Here is a 16,959-nt window from a genome sequence, read left to right as displayed (position 1 = left end):
TTAGTTTTCCTCCTTTTCTAACTGAGCACTATCAGATGAAATAACTCCATCTCGAATGACAATCTGGCGTTTGGCATAAGCAGCGATCTCAGGCTCATGCGTTACCATGATAATGGTTGTTCCTTCTTTATTTAGTTCAACCAATAGTTGCATGATTTGATTACCTGTTTTGGTATCCAAGGCTCCTGTCGGTTCGTCCGCTAGGATAATAGAAGGATTGTTTACCAAGGCACGCGCAATAGCGACACGTTGCTTTTGACCACCAGATAATTCCGAAGGTAAATGGTGACTACGCTCAGTCAATTCAACCTTATCTAGATATTCCTCAGCTAACTTGCGACGTTTTGAAGCCGAAACTCCTGCGTAAATTAAGGGTAATTCTACATTTTGAAGAGCATTAAGCTTAGACAAGAGAAAGAACTGTTGAAAAACAAATCCAATCTCTTGATTTCGAACTTTGGCTAGTTGTTTTTCACCAAGTCCAGCCACTTCTTGGCCTTCAAGATAATACTCTCCACTGGTTGGTGTATCCAACATCCCAATGGTGTTCATGAGGGTTGACTTACCTGAACCGGATGGTCCCATGATGGCAACAAATTCACCCTCATTCACTTCTAGGTTGATATTTTTGAGAACCTGCAGTTCTTGGTCACCGTTACGGTAGCTTCTGCAGATATTTTTTAGACTAATTAGTTGCTTCATCAGCCTTCACCTCTTTTCCTTCCTCTAGAGAAGACGTTGGGTTACTGATGACCTTGACTCCATTTGTCAGACCTGAAGTGATTTCTTGGTTGTCTGCATCAGCATTGCCCAAACCAACTTCCACTTTCTTGGCCTTTTTCTGCTCGTCAAGTACCCAGACATAGTTCTTATCATTTTCAGTCACAACACTTGTTAAAGGAACCAGAATAGCTTTACTCTTATTCTTAACCTCAACACTTACTGAGAATCCTTGTTTCAAGTCACCGATTTCACTTGTAACATCGATGGTATATGGATATTTAGAACCAGAATTACCACCTGCTGCGGCAGTAGCTGCACTTGCTGCTTCACCATTGTTTTTAGGGTAGTCAGAAATGTAGCTAATCTTACCGGTCCAGCTCTTATCTTGGTAAACTTTAGAAGTAAAGGTTACTTCTTGTCCTACAGAGAGGTTGGCAAGGTTATATTCAGATAGTTCCCCCTTAACTTGCAAGTTTTCATTGCTAACGACATGAACTACCACCTGGCTAGCTCCAGTTGGAGATTTAGAAACATTACGGTTGACTTCGACCACAGTTCCCTCTAAGGTACTGAGAACCGTCATTGCATCCAACTGACTTTGAGCCTTGCTTAATTGTGCTGCTGCATCTGCACGAGCATCACGAGCATCACCTAGTTGTGCATCAATAGATGACACTGCATTTCCTGAGACTGGAGCTGGAGTTTGCCCTGCAGCTCCTTCGCCTCCTGCTGGCGTTGGCAACTGTGGAGCCGGAGCTGAAGCAGCTTCATTTCGTGCTTGATTGAGTTCATTGATATGACGATCTGCCTTAGCTACTGCTCGGCTAGCTGAATCATAGGCCGCCTGGGCTTCTGAACTACTGTACTTGACTAAAGCCTGTCCTTCGCTGACCTTATCACCCACAGAAACAAGGATTTCATCTAAATCTCCCTTACTAGCATCAAAATAAACATATTGTTCATTTTTTGCTGTTACTGTCCCTGACAATAAAACAGAGGACTCCACGCTTCCTTCCTTGGCAACAACAAGATGAGTAGGCTCATCTTTTACCGTGGTCTGAGATGGTTGTCTAAAGAGCAAAATCCCCCCAGCACCTAATACAACTACACTGGCAGCACCGATTGCTGCATACAATTGCCACTTTTTAGCTTTACCATTCTTCTTCATAATGAAACTCCTTTTTGATTTAAAGTTCTTAACAATATTATACAAAAATTATCAATTTAAAACAATAACAGTTCAGAACGAAATAATGACATTTCAGGATTTAATTATTGTTCGGATTTTATTTTTTGTCATTGTACTAGTTATATAATACACTTTATTTTTCCTTTTTGCAAGCCTTTTCTTTAATTTTTTTGAACGTAGCAGATTTTTGCAATCAAATCAAAAAAAAGATAGAATATGACTATCAAAAAATGACACTCTACTATTTCACAGAGTATAAAGGAGTTTTCAATGAGAGAATACGATATCATTGCTATCGGTGGAGGTAGCGGAGGAATTGCTACCATGAACCGTGCTGGTGAACACGGAGCCAAAGCGGCCGTTATTGAGGAAAAGAAATTAGGTGGAACCTGTGTCAACGTCGGTTGTGTTCCTAAAAAAATCATGTGGTACGGGGCGCAAATCGCTGAGACTTTCCATCAATTTGGAGAAGACTACGGCTTTAAGACTACTGATCTTAACTTTGACTTTGCTACCCTACGTCGCAATCGTGAAGCCTATATTGATCGTGCTCGTTCTTCTTATGATGGCAGTTTTAAACGCAACGGAGTAGACTTGATTGAAGGCCATGCTGAATTTGTAGATTCTCATACTGTCAGCGTAAATGGTGAACTGATTCGTGCTAAACATATCGTGATTGCTACTGGTGCCCATCCAAGTATTCCAAATATTCCTGGTGCTGAGCTAGGTGGCTCTTCTGATGATGTATTTGCTTGGGAAGGATTACCAGAGTCAGTTGCTATTCTAGGCGCGGGTTATATCGCCGTTGAATTGGCTGGAGTACTCCACACCTTTGGTGTCAAGACAGACCTCTTTGTTCGTCGTGATCGTCCTTTACGTAGTTTTGATTCTTACATCGTTGAAGGTCTGGTAAAGGAAATGGAAAGAACAAACTTGCCACTTCATACTCACAAAGTCCCTGTCAAGTTAGAAAAAACTACTGATGGCATTACCATTCATTTCGAGGATGGTACTAGTCACACAGCTAGTCAAGTTATCTGGGCTACTGGTCGCCGTCCAAACGTTAAGGGCTTGCAACTTGAAAAAGCTGGAGTAACTCTGAACGAACGTGGCTTTATCCAAGTGGATGAATACCAAAATACTGTTGTTGAGGAAATCTACGCTCTAGGTGATGTAACGGGAGAGAAAGAACTGACTCCAGTTGCAATCAAGGCTGGGCGTACCCTATCTGAACGTCTCTTTAACGGAAAAACTACTGCTAAAATGGACTACTCAACTATTCCAACTGTCGTCTTTTCACACCCTGCTATCGGAACTGTTGGTTTGACAGAAGAACAAGCTATCAAAGAATATGGTCAAGACCAAATCAAGGTTTACAAATCAAGCTTTGCATCTATGTACTCTGCCGTTACTAGCAATAGACAAGAATCCCGTTTCAAATTGATCACAGCTGGTTCAGAAGAAAAAGTTGTCGGACTTCATGGAATTGGCTACGGCGTTGATGAAATGATTCAAGGATTTGCTGTTGCTATCAAAATGGGAGCAACCAAGGCTGACTTTGACGCAACTGTGGCGATTCACCCAACTGCATCCGAAGAATTTGTAACCATGCGTTAATCGAAACAAAAGAAGCTGATACAAATGTGTCTGCTTCTTTTTTTAATGTCTTACAAATCTACAAAACAATTATCCAACTTAACTAGTGAGCAAAATCGGCCGTTACAGTTTTTGTTACCTTGAGTTTATAAATAGGTTGACAATAATTCCTCTACGAGTATAATAGTTACTATACATCAGAAAAGAGGTTAACTATTTTGAAAAAAGCTCACGTTTATGCTATCCCTGCTATTGGGGCTGCTCTCATTGCTGTTTTGGCACAAATCAGTCTTCCAATTGGACCCGTTCCCTTCACTCTTCAAAACTTTGCAATCGGCTTGATTGCTACTGTCTTCAGACCGAGAGAGGCTGTACTTTCTGTTGGACTCTATCTTCTTCTAGGTGCTATCGGTCTTCCTGTCTTTGCAGGAGGTGGAGCTGGTTTTCAGGCTTTAGTTGGCCCCACTGCAGGCTATCTTTGGTTTTATCTCATTTACTCTGGACTTACTTCCTCTCTAACCAACAGCAAGAGTGGGATTGTCAATATTTTTCTTGCAAACCTCTTGGGTGATGCCCTTGTCTTTGTCGGAGGGATTCTCAGCTTACATTTCCTAGCTGGAATGGCATTTGAAAAAGCTCTTATTGTGGGGGTATTTCCCTTTATCATCCCAGACCTTGGTAAAATTATTGCTATTAGTTTTATTAGCCGTCCATTACTTCAACGCCTTAAAAATCAGGCTTACTTTGCTAACTAAAAAAGGATATCGAGTTGTCATGACTCAATATCCTTTTCTTTCATTTTGAAAACTTAATTGCCTTTAAAGGCATCCACCATCGTTTGAAATTCTTCATTGGAGAGAGTAATCCCTTTGCCCATTTTAGTATGATCTGGACTCCAAGCACGAATATCAAACTTTGCAGGAGCACCATTAAAGCTCACACGGTTGATTTCCTTGGTCCAACCTTTTTCGTTTTCAGAAAGAGTCAACAAGTGCTCTTCGATTTCAAATGTAAATTCTGCCATTTTCTTCTCCTTTTTTAGCTTTCATTAGTTTATTCGTAAAATCTTGTAGATTTTAGGAAAATTTTATATAATATTGATATAAAAGAAGGGAGGCCACTATGAGACATAAATTCCAGCAAGTTCTAGATAAAATACATGACTTTTTAAATGGACATGATCAACCTGACCATACTGAAAGCAACTCCCTTACAGCCACTATTGAAGAGGCTATCCAGAAACAAACCGCTGTTCACCTTATCTTGTCAGAGACAAGTTTTACAGGTGACATCATCAAATACGATCAGCAACGCCAGCAAATTATAGTGAAAAATTTTGCTAAAAATGTAAGCCGTATTATCCGCATAAGCGATATTCAACGCCTGCGATTTGTCCCTTCAACTGTCCAAACAGCTCAAAAAAATAGATTTAAGAAAGAGTGAGATGTAGTTGCTTCATCCCACTCTTTTTCTTAGCGAATTTGTTCAAAATGTAAATGAACAGCGATATGGTCTCCATAACCACTTCTTTCCAAGTCACGTTGTAGACGATAGGAAATGTAGTGTTCTGCAATGGTAATGTAACCTGCACCCAGTAGACGATGTTCAACCATAGACTGAATCATGCTGATGGTAGCACGTTCCACCTTGGCCTCTTCCAAATCCAAAACCACTTTCTTAGTGACTTGTGCAAGGTTTTGACGCAAATCATCTGTTAATACATAGACAGTCTGGGCTGCTTTTAAGATAGCTTGGTAAATCTTATCTGGATTAAATTCAGCAATTTCTCCATCACGTTTGATTACTTGCATAGGTATCTCCTTTATTCTTTGTTTTCTTTAATTTCTGCCAGCATTTTTTCTTCTTCTGCTGTCAGTTGATAATGTTCAAGCAAATCCGGTCTGCGTTCGTAGGTTTTCTTTAAACTCTCATACAATCGCCACTGACGAATCTTTTCATGGTGTCCGCTCATCAATACATCTGGCACGACCATTCCTCGATAATCATAGGGACGTGTGTACTGAGGGTATTCAAGAAGGCCTGAAGAAAAACTATCATCTTGGTGGCTAGACTCTTTGCCAATCACTTCTGGAATCAGGCGTACCGTAGCATCAATCATGGTCATAGCCGCCAACTCTCCACCAGTCAAGACATAGTCGCCCAGGGAGATCTCATCTGTCACCAAGGTCTTAATTCGCTCATCATAACCCTCATAGTGCCCACAGATAAAGATTAGCTCTTCCTCTTGAGCCAAATCCTCAGCATAAGCCTGATCGAACCGCTTTCCAGCAGGATCGAGGAGAATGACGCGCGGATTTTTCTTTTCAATAGCATCAAAGGCATCGAAAATAGGTTGCGCTCGGAGCAACATCCCCTGACCGCCTCCGTAGGGCTCATCGTCGACATGGCGGGCCTTTTCAGCATATTCTCGAAAATTATGATACTGGATATCCAAGAGCCCTTTTTCACGTGCCTTTCCAACGATTGAGTGCTCTAGCGGAGAAAACATCTCTGGAAAAAGGGTTAAAATATTAATCTTCATCGTCTAACCCTTCTAAGATTTCCACATCGACGCGGTTATTTGGAATATCAACATTGAGAACTACTGGTGGGATATAAGGCAAGAGCAAGTCACGTTTACCTTTTCGCTTGACTACCCAGACATCGTTGGCACCTGGTTGTAGGATTTCCTTGATGGTTCCAATCAAATTATCACCCTCATAGACTTCCAAACCGATAATCTCGTGATAATAAAATTCACCATCATCTAAATCGTTTAAATCTTCCTCAGCAACCTTGAGACTGTATCCCTTGTACTTTTCGATAGCGTTGATATGGTACATATCTTTGAATTTAATAATGTCAAAGTTCTTCTGTTTACGGTGGCTAGCGATGGTCACTGTTTGAACAAACTGATCTTTTTCATCAAACAAAGCCAGCTCAGTACCTTTTTTAAACCGTTCTTCTGCAAAATCCGTCACAGACAAGACTCGCATCTCACCCTGCAATCCTTGCGTATTGACGATTTTCCCAACATTAAAGTAGTTCATCTTGTCTCCTGTACTTTATTTCTATCCATCTTATTCTAACAATTCTCGAATAATAGTCGCAATTTTTTCTGATTCTGACCATTGTAAATAATGGTGATTCCCTCCTAAAATGAGTTTAGTATTGGAAGTCCAATATTCTGATTCTCTGTACTCTTTTTCTCTATAAGGCTGACAAAAAATAAATACAGGGGTACAAGTTTCTATCGACAAATTCTCAAAATCTTCCTCAGTAATCTCTCCAGATATTTGAAATCCTGGATCTTGATTTTCCAACTCTGAGCCTTTTCCCTGCATTATTTCCCAGATTTCTTTATTAATTTCAGGTCTAAATGTTGCTTGAGTTAAGTTCTTAAAATAAAGTTCAGGACCACACTCGTCAATCAGCCTCATCTGCTCTTCCATTTCTGGATAAGAATTTTCTGAAAAATCAGCAAACATGACGTTTTTAGTTGTCGGTTCAATTGCTACTAAAGCCTGACACTTAATTGGTTTCTTGAGCAATTTACAAGCTAAAATTCCACTCAAACTATGTACACAAAGTATATATTCAGAAATCGCCAATTCTTCAAGTACTTCATAAACTGCATCTGCAAGATTATCCAGATTTTTTCCAGCTTGGTCATTCATCGGACTCCTACCTGTGTTCGGAAAATCAATAGTCAAATAACCAATTGTAGGAGGAAGTTTTTCAAGTATAAGTGAAAAATTTTCATAACTTGGTAGCAAACCTGCGCCACTTAAACAAACTAGCATTTTCTTTTGCTTTTGATAAGTAACAGAGAGACTACCAATTTCTGTAGATACTTCAATCCTCTTCATAAAGAAATCCACTCGTTCTATATAATGAATTATTAAAAATCCTTATCCTTTATTTTAACACGTTCCAAGGATTTTCTCAAGTTGGAGGAAGATACATAGAGGGGTCGCTATAGTCCAAAAAGTGCTAATAGTTTCCTCTTTAATGTTAATTTATATTTGAAAGATGAGATATTCACATTCCCATTATACATATTACTATAAAATGTATACTCGCCAATTTCACCCTGACTTGTTTTCCATTTCATTCTTAAACTAGGCATATTCTCTGGTAAATTTGTATGAATCAATAAGCATGTATAATTCTTTAAATTTTTAACTGTATGCAGTTTATCATTATCAACTAAACGATTACTTTTTGAATCATAGATTAAAGAATAAAATTCTATAATTTCAATATCAACTTCCTTTGGATAAAAAATCAAATGGTTATAATGTTTATCATTTTCATCATGTTTAAACTCATATATATGATGAAATCTCGTATGTAAGGAATCAAATTCGATTGGTTTAATTACCTGAATTTCGATATTATTGATATAGGCCTTATTCTGAAAACTAATTTTTAAAATTACACCTATAAAAGTCGAAATCTGTAAAATTCGCAATAACCAATCAATGTACATTGCCCAATCTATGTTTAAAATACAATCAATGTTCATTCTTTTCCAGTCCCCCTTCAAAAATCCTTCCAAATCCCGATTATGCTGTTACTTGATGGATGCTATTTTACACTTCTCCACACAAAAAAAGCGAGACATCCGTCCCGCCCTTCTTATTTTTCGTCAATAACGATTCTTACTTTTTTGTCTTCAGTTGGGACAGAGTAGACAATCGTTCTTATCGCAGAAATAGTGCGACCCTTACGACCGATTACACGACCCACATCGCTTTGATCAAGATCCAAATGATATTCCAAAAACTCTGGTGTATCTTCAATCTTGATAGTTAAGGCATCTGGTTGTGAAATCAAGGGTTTCACAATCGCAATAATGAGATTTTCAATCGTATCCATCTGTCAACCTACTTTAAACTTATTTTGAGAATTTAGAATCGTGGAATTTCTTCAATACACCTTCTTTTGAAAGGATGTTGCGAACTGTATCTGAAGGTTGAGCTCCATCAGCCAACCATGCAAGAACGCGGTCTTCTTTCAAAGTTACTTGGTTTTCAGCAACAAGTGGGTTGTAAGTTCCAACTGTTTCGATGAAACGTCCGTCACGTGGTGAACGTGAATCTGCTACGTTGATACGGTAGAAAGGTTTTTTCTTAGAACCCATACGAGTCAAACGGATTTTAACTGCCATTTTTAAAGTCTCTTTTCTTATTTTTTATTTCGGTGAAATAGCTAAGCTATTTAGCACATGTTCTATTATAGCAGATTTCTGGCAGGTGTCAAGAAAAAAACTTGACAGACTATAAAATTCTTAAACCTTTTAGAAATTTGTTATATTTTTAAAGAAAAATCAGAAAGAGAATGTCATGAATCCTTTTTTAGAAACATTTTATAAAGACCACCAAGTCAAACCCTTCATATCGCCTGAACGAGATTTGAATACTTGGCTCCTAAATCCTAAGCCCGTTCCCAAACGAAATATCAAGGATTTTAAGAACGATATCTACTAATTAATTTATAAAATATGAATTAATAGATTCTAAATAGGAGAATAATTTAGTTCTGTAAAAACTAACTTCTACACCTACAAAGCTTATTCTGACAGACTTTATAACAGTCTAAGAAAAAAGTAGAGATTCATAGAGTATCTAGATTTTCCAAATAATTGCCACCTTGGCACATAAATTCTTGCTTTCTAAATTTAAATGTGATATATTTATAACATAAAATTTAAGTGTTATATATTTATAAAATAAAAAAGGAGTCTATCATGAAAAAAATCAAAAAATGCGTGGCCTCATTGCAGTGATTGCCGTAGCTCTCTTTATTGATTTTACTGTTTTATTTGGTTCTAATCTTAGTTGGGGACCCAAGTTAGTTATTACTGGTATTTCAGTGACAGGTCAAATTGTAGCTATTTGTAGCTGGCTACATAAGAGTCAGAAAGATAAGGGAAAGATTATTTTTGACTTGTCTGCTAAGCTTTACACGATACTTGTGTTTGCAGCAAGCATTTTTTATACAGTAGGAATTTGGGTTGCGACCCCTAGCGTAAGTTCTGGTATTAAAGAATGGATTTTGGGAATTAGCCTCGTTATTGAAGTGATTATATTTGGTTTTTTCTCTTTAAAAAATGTCAAGGAAACTCCGGACGAACGCTTTTATGCTAATTTAGCCAAGGCAACTAGCTTGATGTTTGTTTTTATACTAGGCGCACTGATGATCCTAGCAGTTATCATTGGGTATATGGGGTCTCTCACTCTTTACATGGGACAGATATTTATTAACATAGCTGTCTTGATTTGCATCTTTGCGGTTGTCTATTTTATCTTGGAACGTAGAGGATAAGCATGGCCAAAGAAAGCAAGATTATTACTAATCTCAAATCTGTTCGTGAGTCCACAGGCATGACCCAGCAGGAGTTAGCCGACCGCATCGGCATGCGACGCGAGACAATTCTGCACTTGGAAAATAATCGTTACAACCCTTCGCTAGAAATGGCTCTTAAAATTGCTCAAGTTTTTAATCTGAAAGTAGAAGACCTCTTTGAACTCAGACAGAAAGAGGAAGCATAATTCTTTTCGAGACCTAGTATTAAATTCATTGATTAATTAGGAATTGAAGGCAAAAGAAAAAATCCTTTGAAAATGTGCTCTTTTAAAATATAGTAATTCTTTCGAATTAACGTTTACTAATTGTGATGCTTTACGAGCTTTCTTAAGATCTGGTTCCAAAATACTTTGAGTATACTTATGGCATTGATGCCCCTAAGCAAGCGACTTTCTGGTTAGCTTCCTCTTAAACTGTCTTGTCACTAATATTTGAAATCCCCTTCCTTTTAGGGTACAATGGTAGAAATGAATTTTTGAGAGGAATAGAATGAAAAAAATAGCAACACTTCTTTTACTATCCACTGTAGCTCTAGCTGGATGTAGCAACATCCAACGTAGTTTGCGTGGTGATGACTATGTTGATTCCAGTCTTGCTGCTGAAGAAAGTTCCAAAGCAGCTGCCCAATCTGCCAAGGAGTTAAACGATGCTTTAACAAACGAAAACGCCAATTTCCCACAACTATCTAAAGAAGTTGCTGAAGATGAAGCTGAAGTGATTCTCCACACAAATCAAGGAGATATCCGTATCAAACTCTTCCCTAAACTCGCTCCTTTAGCGGTTGAAAACTTCCTCACTCATGCCAAAGAAGGCTACTATAACGGCATTACCTTCCACCGTGTCATCGATGGCTTCATGGTTCAAACTGGAGATCCAAAGGGAGACGGTACAGGTGGTCAGTCCATCTGGCATGACAAGGATAAGACAAAAGATAAGGGAACTGGTTTCAAGAACGAGATTACTCCTTATCTCTATAACATCCGTGGTGCTCTTTCTATGGCTAATACTGGTCAACCAAACACCAACGGTAGCCAATTCTTCATCAACCAAAACTCTACAGATACCTCTGCTAAACTCCCTACAAACAAGTATCCAAAGAAAATCATCGAAGCCTATAAAGAAGGGGGAAACCCTAGTCTAGATGGCAAACACCCCGTATTTGGTCAAGTGATTGACGGTATGGATGTTGTAGATAAAATTGCCAAAGCCGAAAAAGATGAAAAAGACAAGCCAACTACTGCTATCACAATCGACAGCATCGAAGTGGTGAAAGACTACGATTTTAAATCTTAAAAACCAAAAATACAGTATCCACATTCGGTACTGTATTTTTTTGTCCTCATTTTTAAGTTAGATTATTAAAATCCCATATTTGGTCCATCCAGCCTTCATAGAAGTCTGGTTCATGGCAGACCATAAGGATAGATCCCTTGTATTCTTTGAGAGCGCGTTTGAGTTCATCCTTGGCATCCACATCCAAATGGTTGGTCGGCTCGTCCAGCACTAAAACGTTGTTTTCACGATTCATCAAGAGACAGAAACGAACCTTGGCTTGTTCCCCACCTGACAAGACCTGAATTTGGCTTTCGATATGCTTAGTTGTCAAACCACAACGGGCAAGGGCTGCACGAACTTCTGCTTGGTTAAGAGCTGGAAAGGCATTCCAAACAGCCTCTAGTGGTGTTTGACGATTGCCACCTTCTACTTCTTGTTCAAAGTAGCCAAGTTCTAGGTAGTCTCCACGTTCAACCTCTCCAGCGATTGGTGGAATAATGCCCAATAGGGACTTCAAGAGAGTTGTTTTCCCGATACCATTTGCCCCGATAATAGCAACCTTTTGATTACGTTCAAAGGTAAGATTTAAAGGCTTGGTCAGAGGACGATCATAACCAATTTGCAAATCCTTGGCTTGGAAGATAAAGCGCCCTGGCGTACGAGCTGATTTGAAATCAAAGGATGGTTTTGGTTTCTCACTTTGTAATTCGATAATATCCATCTTATCCAATTTCTTCTGACGAGACATGGCCATGTTTCGTGTTGCAACACGCGCTTTGTTTCGGGCAACAAAGTCCTTAAGGTCCGCAATTTCTTTCTGCTGACGTTCGTAGGCTGCCTCTAGCTGAGATTTCTTCATAGCATAGACTTCTTGGAACTGGTAGTAGTCACCAGAGTAACGCGTCAGCTGTTGATTTTCCACATGATAGACGATATTGATAACATCGTTCAAGAATGGAATATCGTGTGAAATAAGGACAAAGGCATTCTCATAGTTTTGGAGATAGCGCTTGAGCCAGTCAATATGCTCAGCATCCAAGTAGTTGGTTGGCTCGTCCAAAAGCAAGATATCGGGCTTTTCAAGGAGGAGTTTTGCCAAAAGCACCTTGGTTCTTTGCCCACCTGACAAAGAAGTTACATCTGTATCCATGCCAAAGTCCATGACACCAAGGGCACGCGCTACTTCGTCAATCTTAGCATCCAAGGTATAGAAATCACGACTCTCTAAACGATCTTGCAGTTCGCCAACTTCTTCCATGAGAGCATCAACATCCGCACCGTCTTCAGCCATTTCCATATAGAGGTCATTGATACGGGCTTCCGCTTTGAAAAGCTCATCAAAGGCTGTACGGAGAACATCACGTACCGACTGCCCTTCAGCAAGGACGGAGTGCTGATCCAAGTAACCAGCGGTCACATATTTGGACCACTCAACCTTCCCTTCATCTGGCAACATCTTACCAGTCACGATGCTCATAAAGGTTGATTTTCCTTCACCATTGGCACCGACCAGACCGATATGTTCTCCCTTGAGGAGACGGAAGGACACATCTTCAAAAATTGCACGGTCACCAAAACCGTGACTCAGATTTTTAACTTCTAAAATACTCATTTTAATTCCTTATCTTGTTTTTATATAATCGTTTATAGAGGAGCCAAGCTAGATAGCCACCCAAGGTATTGGTCCACAAATCATCAATTTCAAAGACGCGATTAAAATCAAAGAAAAAGTCCAAGACTAACTGCGTACACTCGATTCCAAGACTCACTAGAAAACTAAAAAGAAGGACCTTTTTTGTTTTCCGCAAGTTTGGAAGGAGATAAAGGAGTTGGAAAATCAGAGGAAAAAGCAAGAAGACATTGAGGATATTTTGTAGAAAAAGCCAACATAATTGTCCTATGTCACTCACTTCGCCCAGTTTCCAGAAAGAATTGAAAGGAGTCAAAAGAAAAACCAGGCGTCCAAGATGCTGAATACCTGGAGTTTCCACCCCCACGGGAGAATGTTCTTGAGGAGTAAAGCAAAAGTAAACGATACAAATACTATAGAAAATGACTCCCCAGACCAAAATATGATTATAAGTCTTCTTCATCATTAAGGATTGACTGCTGCAACTGCTTTCTGGCGGTCACGTTTCATTGTATTAGAGCGCAATTGTCCACAAGCTGCATCAATATCAGTACCATGCTCTTGACGAACAACACAGTTAACCCCTTTTTTCTTAAGCGTATCATAGAAGGCCAGGACGCGCTCTTTAGGACTACGGCTATATTGGTCATGCTCACTAACTGGGTTATAAGGAATCAAGTTTACATAAGACAATTTCTTGATATTCTTGAGCAATTCAGCCAATTCCAAGGCTTGTTCTACACCATCATTGACTTCATTGAGCATGATATACTCAAAGGTCACACGACGATTTGTTGTTTCGATGTAGTACTCAATAGCAGCAAAGAGTTTTTCAATCGGAAAGGCACGGTTAATCTTCATGATGCTTGAGCGCAATTCATTATTGGGTGCGTGAAGGGAAACAGCCAGATTGACCTGGACGCCTTCATTAGCAAAGTCACGAATTTTATGGGCCAAACCTGAGGTAGAAACAGTGATGTGACGAGCACCGATTGCCATTCCCTTGTCATCATTGATAGTACGGACGAAATTCAAGACATTGTTGTAGTTATCAAAGGGCTCACCGATACCCATGACAACGATATGGCTGACGCGTTCGTCCTGACCACGCTCATCAAAGTATTTCTGAACCAGCATGATTTGCGCTACGATTTCCCCATTATTGAGGTCACGTTGTTTCTTAATCAAACCAGAAGCGCAGAAGGTACAACCGATATTACAGCCAACCTGAGTGGTCACACAGACTGACAAACCATAGTGTTGACGCATGAGTACTGTCTCAATCAACATACCATCAGGCAATTCAAAAAGATATTTAACTGTCCCATCAGCAGACTCTTGAACGATACGTTGTTTCAAGGGATTGACCACGAACTGGTCATTAAGCTTAGCAATCAAATCCTTGGAAAGATTGGTCATCTCTTCAAATGACTGGACACGTTTACGGTAAAGCCATTCCCAGATTTGATCTGCACGGAATTTCTTTTCTCCCTGCTCCAAAACCCATTCCTGCATGGTTTGACGTGTTAAACTATAAATTGACGGTTTCATTTCTTCTCCTTATTCTCTACTCACTTCTGACGAATGACAAAATGACGTTGTCCCTTGTCCTCTTTCTGAGAATGCTGGTCTTTCTGACGACGTCTATTTTTCTTATCTGCATTCGGTTTTCGTTTGGTTTGAGCCGGTTTCTTTCCTTTTTTAGAAGGTGTTTCTTCTTCCTTCTTACGCATTTTCTTGTCAAACGATGCTCGCTTAGGGGCTTCATTTTCTAAGACAAAATAAGCACAACCATAACTACAATACTCTAAAAGGTAGTCTTGTAAACGACTGATTTTTTCAAGTTTTTCTTCTGTTCGGTCATCCTTGTAAAAACCTCGTAGGCGAAGCTGTTCGTTGCTCCAATCTCCCACGATATAATCAAACTTGGTTAAGACTTCTGAAAAACGCTGATTAAAAGCCGTCACATCAAAGGCATCCTTGATATTTTCCACCAAGGAAAAAGCTATCCCTTCCGTTTCGACCTTGTCCCCATGTAAATGAAACTCAGGACCAGGAAACTTGTTATAGTTGTATAATTCAGGTGCAATTTCTTTTCGCATAGATATCCTTTTTTCACGATTACTTAATACTTTATTCTACCATAATTTCTAGCAGTTAGCACGTTTCTCATAAAAATGAAAAAAGTCTGACGATTTTGTCAGACCAAAATAATATAACCTTAAAAAGAGAAGAACAATTCTTCCCTCCAACTATCATTATTTAGCAGCTGTGTACAATTCATCTACTTTGTTCCAGTTGATCACTGAGAAGAAAGCTTTGATGTAGTCAGGACGCACGTTGCGGTATTTCACGTAGTAAGCATGTTCCCAAACGTCCAAGCCCAAGATTGGTTTTTTGCCTTCTGAGATTGGTGTGTCTTGGTTTGCTGTTGAAGTCACTTCAAGTTTCCCTTCTTTGTTGACAACCAACCATGCCCAGCCAGAACCAAAACGAGTTGTTGCTGCTGCAGTGAAGGCTGCTTGGAATTCTTCAAATGAACCAAATGTTGCATCGATTGCTACTGCAAGTTCTGCTGATGGAGCTGTTTTTTCAGGAGTCATCAATTCCCAGAAAAGAGCGTGGTTCAAGTGTCCACCACCGTTGTTGATAAGTGCTTGACGGATATCAGCTGGAATAGATTCTACATCAGCAAGCAAGGCTTCAAGATCTTCACCGATTTCAGGGTGTTTTTCAAGAGCTGCATTAGCATTGTTGACATAAGTTTGATGGTGTTTGTCATGGTGCAAGTGCATTGTTTCCGCATCGATGTATGGTTCCAAAGCGTCGTATGCATATGGAAGATCTGGTAAGATAATAGCCATCTGTAATACCTCTTTTTCTTTCTATATGAAAATGATAACGCAAACATTCACTTTTTTCAAGTTTTTTGCTTATAGATGAAGAAATCACTAAGAAACCCACGACAAGATAGTCCTGACGCGGGTTGTAGTTTCCAAAATAATATCATACTCAATGAAAATCAAAGAGCAAACTAGGAAACTAGCCGCAGGCTGTACTTGAGTACGGCAAGGCGACGTTGACGTGGTTTGAATTTGATTTTCGAAGAGTATCAATTTACCTGACTAGCAATCTGTATGAGTGCCTTTTCAAAAAGGAAACCTTTTTCATAAAGACCTGTTTTAATCTGATAGTCTGTCTCAATTAAATAAGAAATAGCTTGCTTCAAAAAGCTCAAGGAAAGTCCTCGCGAATCCCTCAGCGCAAACTTTATTTGATAGGGATTGGGATTTCGTCCCAGAAAACTGCCTAAACTACTTGCAATCTGCGATTCTGTTTGTCCAGACTCCGCCAAAATTTTCACCTGAGTAAAAGTCCGAAATTGTCCTAGCATGACTGCAATCAATTTGATTTCATCTTCACCTTGCAAGGTCAAGTCTCTAACCAAATCTCGCGCCTGATCCATCTTTTTAGTCAGAATAAACTGAGTTAAATCAAAAATATTGTCCTGTAAGGTCTTGGGAATTGCGTTAACAATATCCTCTTCCTCGATAACAGAGTCTTCCTTATAGGACTGTAAAAAAAGGAGATTTTTATGGATTTCACTAAATTGAAAACCCGACTTGATAAGGAGATTTTCAAAAGAATTATTGGCAAACTGCAGGCCTTGTTCCTGACTCCACTTTTGAAAATACTGGCGCAGTTCTTGTTCTTTAGCTTCTACTGCATCAAAAACCTTGGCATCACGCTTAAGTAATTTAACCAACCGTCTTTTGCTATCCAGCTTTCCTTCCGCAAATATCAACAACTTGGTTGTTGGCGAAGGATTGTCAAGGTATTCTTCAAACGACTTGAGCTCATCATCTGTCAAAAAGCGCTTTTTAGCAGTTGTGATATCGACAAAATAATCTAATATCACGATTTTCTCATCTGCAAAGAAAGGAAGGCTGACCAACTCCAGTTCCACATCCTTGTAAGCTACTTCTTTCATATCAAAGTAGGCAAAGTTAAGGTCAGCAGAATCATAACCAATCTGTTTCAATACTTGACTCTTCATAACTTCAAACTGACCCTGATCTGTCCCTGTAAAAAGGCTCAGGCTCGGTAAATTTGATAAAGTCAACTTCTGACTTTCTTCAATGGCTAGCATCTTCTCTCCTTTCTTCTAACTTTT

General features: G+C 39.3%; 23 protein-coding genes. 7 read left to right on the top strand and 16 right to left on the bottom strand.

The annotated features are described in order from the left end of the window. Positions 1 to 702 carry an ABC transporter ATP-binding protein gene (locus M594_RS03865; protein ID WP_173876019.1) on the bottom strand — a complete coding sequence of 234 codons (702 nt, stop codon included), beginning with the start codon at positions 700 to 702 and terminating at the stop codon, positions 1 to 3. Next, positions 686 to 1,894 carry an efflux RND transporter periplasmic adaptor subunit gene (locus M594_RS03860; RefSeq protein WP_173876738.1) on the bottom strand — a complete coding sequence of 403 codons (1,209 nt, stop codon included), beginning with the start codon at positions 1,892 to 1,894 and terminating at the stop codon, positions 686 to 688. The genes M594_RS03865 and M594_RS03860 overlap by 17 nt, the downstream gene beginning before the upstream one ends. Positions 1,895 to 2,182: 288 nt before the next feature. On the opposite strand from M594_RS03860, the gene gor reads away from it, so the two are divergent. Both gor and M594_RS03850 read left to right on the top strand, forming a co-directional pair. Then, positions 2,183 to 3,529 carry a glutathione-disulfide reductase gene (gor, locus tag M594_RS03855; RefSeq protein WP_173876018.1) on the top strand — a complete coding sequence of 449 codons (1,347 nt, stop codon included), beginning with the start codon at positions 2,183 to 2,185 and terminating at the stop codon, positions 3,527 to 3,529. Positions 3,530 to 3,726: 197 nt separating this feature from the next. Then, entirely contained in the window at positions 3,727 to 4,263 is a 537-nt protein-coding gene (locus tag M594_RS03850; protein ID WP_173876017.1) for a biotin transporter BioY, read from the top strand. Between the two features lie 53 nt (positions 4,264 to 4,316). Here M594_RS03850 and M594_RS03845 read toward each other — a convergent pair whose 3' ends face one another. Next, a complete protein-coding gene (locus M594_RS03845; protein WP_000807422.1) occupies positions 4,317 to 4,532 on the bottom strand; it encodes a YdbC family protein in 216 nt (71 codons plus the stop codon). A 98-nt stretch (positions 4,533 to 4,630) separates the two neighbouring features. Between M594_RS03845 and M594_RS03840 the strand changes: the two genes are divergently transcribed. Continuing rightward, positions 4,631 to 4,951, top strand: coding sequence for a hypothetical protein (locus M594_RS03840; RefSeq protein WP_042901198.1), 321 nt, complete (start codon positions 4,631 to 4,633; stop codon positions 4,949 to 4,951). Between the two features lie 29 nt (positions 4,952 to 4,980). Here the strand turns inward: M594_RS03840 and M594_RS03835 are convergent, their stop codons facing one another. From M594_RS03835 to rpsP, 7 genes are all read right to left on the bottom strand, one after another. After that, a complete protein-coding gene (locus M594_RS03835; protein WP_001196040.1) occupies positions 4,981 to 5,319 on the bottom strand; it encodes an ATP cone domain-containing protein in 339 nt (112 codons plus the stop codon). 11 nt (positions 5,320 to 5,330) lie between these two features. Further along, on the bottom strand, positions 5,331 to 6,050 hold the full coding sequence (gene trmD / locus M594_RS03830; protein WP_173876016.1) for a tRNA (guanosine(37)-N1)-methyltransferase TrmD: 720 nt from the start codon (positions 6,048 to 6,050) through the stop codon (positions 5,331 to 5,333). Continuing rightward, positions 6,040 to 6,558, bottom strand: a complete 519-nt coding sequence (gene rimM / locus M594_RS03825; protein WP_057487241.1) for a ribosome maturation factor RimM — start codon at positions 6,556 to 6,558, stop codon at positions 6,040 to 6,042. Before rimM ends, trmD begins: the two co-directional genes overlap by 11 nt. A 30-nt stretch (positions 6,559 to 6,588) precedes the next feature. Further along, a complete protein-coding gene (locus tag M594_RS03820; protein WP_000821028.1) occupies positions 6,589 to 7,377 on the bottom strand; it encodes an alpha/beta fold hydrolase in 789 nt (262 codons plus the stop codon). Positions 7,378 to 7,484: 107 nt separating this feature from the next. Further along, entirely contained in the window at positions 7,485 to 8,036 is a 552-nt protein-coding gene (locus M594_RS03815) for a hypothetical protein (RefSeq protein ID WP_004239319.1), read from the bottom strand. A gap of 113 nt (positions 8,037 to 8,149) precedes the next feature. Beyond that, positions 8,150 to 8,389 carry an RNA-binding protein KphA gene (kphA, locus tag M594_RS03810; RefSeq protein WP_000379617.1) on the bottom strand — a complete coding sequence of 80 codons (240 nt, stop codon included), beginning with the start codon at positions 8,387 to 8,389 and terminating at the stop codon, positions 8,150 to 8,152. A 19-nt stretch (positions 8,390 to 8,408) separates the two neighbouring features. Then, positions 8,409 to 8,681 carry a 30S ribosomal protein S16 gene (rpsP, locus tag M594_RS03805; RefSeq protein ID WP_000268760.1) on the bottom strand — a complete coding sequence of 91 codons (273 nt, stop codon included), beginning with the start codon at positions 8,679 to 8,681 and terminating at the stop codon, positions 8,409 to 8,411. 175 nt (positions 8,682 to 8,856) lie between these two features. Here rpsP and M594_RS03800 point away from each other — a divergent pair, with 175 nt between their 5' ends. From M594_RS03800 to M594_RS03785, 4 genes are all read left to right on the top strand, one after another. Further along, on the top strand, positions 8,857 to 9,000 hold the full coding sequence (locus M594_RS03800) for a hypothetical protein (RefSeq protein WP_001067872.1): 144 nt from the start codon (positions 8,857 to 8,859) through the stop codon (positions 8,998 to 9,000). A 277-nt stretch (positions 9,001 to 9,277) separates the two neighbouring features. Beyond that, a complete protein-coding gene (locus M594_RS03795; RefSeq protein WP_173876015.1) occupies positions 9,278 to 9,838 on the top strand; it encodes a DUF3796 domain-containing protein in 561 nt (186 codons plus the stop codon). 2 nt (positions 9,839 to 9,840) lie between these two features. Further along, the gene (locus tag M594_RS03790) at positions 9,841 to 10,065 is read left to right on the top strand and encodes a helix-turn-helix transcriptional regulator (protein ID WP_001041099.1); all 225 of its coding nucleotides are present in this window, start codon (positions 9,841 to 9,843) and stop codon (positions 10,063 to 10,065) included. 304 nt (positions 10,066 to 10,369) lie between these two features. Next, a complete protein-coding gene (locus M594_RS03785) occupies positions 10,370 to 11,173 on the top strand; it encodes a peptidylprolyl isomerase (RefSeq protein WP_000717398.1) in 804 nt (267 codons plus the stop codon). A gap of 52 nt (positions 11,174 to 11,225) precedes the next feature. On the opposite strand, the gene M594_RS03780 is transcribed toward M594_RS03785, so the two are convergent. From M594_RS03780 to holA, 6 genes are all read right to left on the bottom strand, one after another. After that, positions 11,226 to 12,767, bottom strand: coding sequence for an ABC-F family ATP-binding cassette domain-containing protein (locus M594_RS03780; protein WP_000025380.1), 1,542 nt, complete (start codon positions 12,765 to 12,767; stop codon positions 11,226 to 11,228). A 1-nt stretch (position 12,768) separates the two neighbouring features. Continuing rightward, the gene (locus M594_RS03775; protein ID WP_173876014.1) at positions 12,769 to 13,251 is read right to left on the bottom strand and encodes a VanZ family protein; all 483 of its coding nucleotides are present in this window, start codon (positions 13,249 to 13,251) and stop codon (positions 12,769 to 12,771) included. Continuing rightward, positions 13,251 to 14,336, bottom strand: a complete 1,086-nt coding sequence (rlmN, locus tag M594_RS03770) for a 23S rRNA (adenine(2503)-C(2))-methyltransferase RlmN (protein WP_000804760.1) — start codon at positions 14,334 to 14,336, stop codon at positions 13,251 to 13,253. Before rlmN ends, M594_RS03775 begins: the two co-directional genes overlap by 1 nt. A 20-nt stretch (positions 14,337 to 14,356) precedes the next feature. Continuing rightward, entirely contained in the window at positions 14,357 to 14,887 is a 531-nt protein-coding gene (locus M594_RS03765) for a YutD family protein (RefSeq protein WP_084889475.1), read from the bottom strand. A gap of 156 nt (positions 14,888 to 15,043) precedes the next feature. Further along, positions 15,044 to 15,649 carry a superoxide dismutase SodA gene (gene sodA / locus M594_RS03760; RefSeq protein WP_173876013.1) on the bottom strand — a complete coding sequence of 202 codons (606 nt, stop codon included), beginning with the start codon at positions 15,647 to 15,649 and terminating at the stop codon, positions 15,044 to 15,046. Between the two features lie 248 nt (positions 15,650 to 15,897). Beyond that, a complete protein-coding gene (gene holA / locus M594_RS03755; protein WP_084862393.1) occupies positions 15,898 to 16,935 on the bottom strand; it encodes a DNA polymerase III subunit delta in 1,038 nt (345 codons plus the stop codon). Positions 16,936 to 16,959 lie beyond the last annotated feature (24 nt).

It is taken from the genome of Streptococcus mitis, assembly GCF_013305725.1.
GTDB lineage: Bacteria > Bacillota > Bacilli > Lactobacillales > Streptococcaceae > Streptococcus > Streptococcus mitis_BO.
The sequence above is the reverse complement of the archived record's forward strand: the minus strand, read 5'-3'. Positions and strand labels throughout refer to the sequence as shown.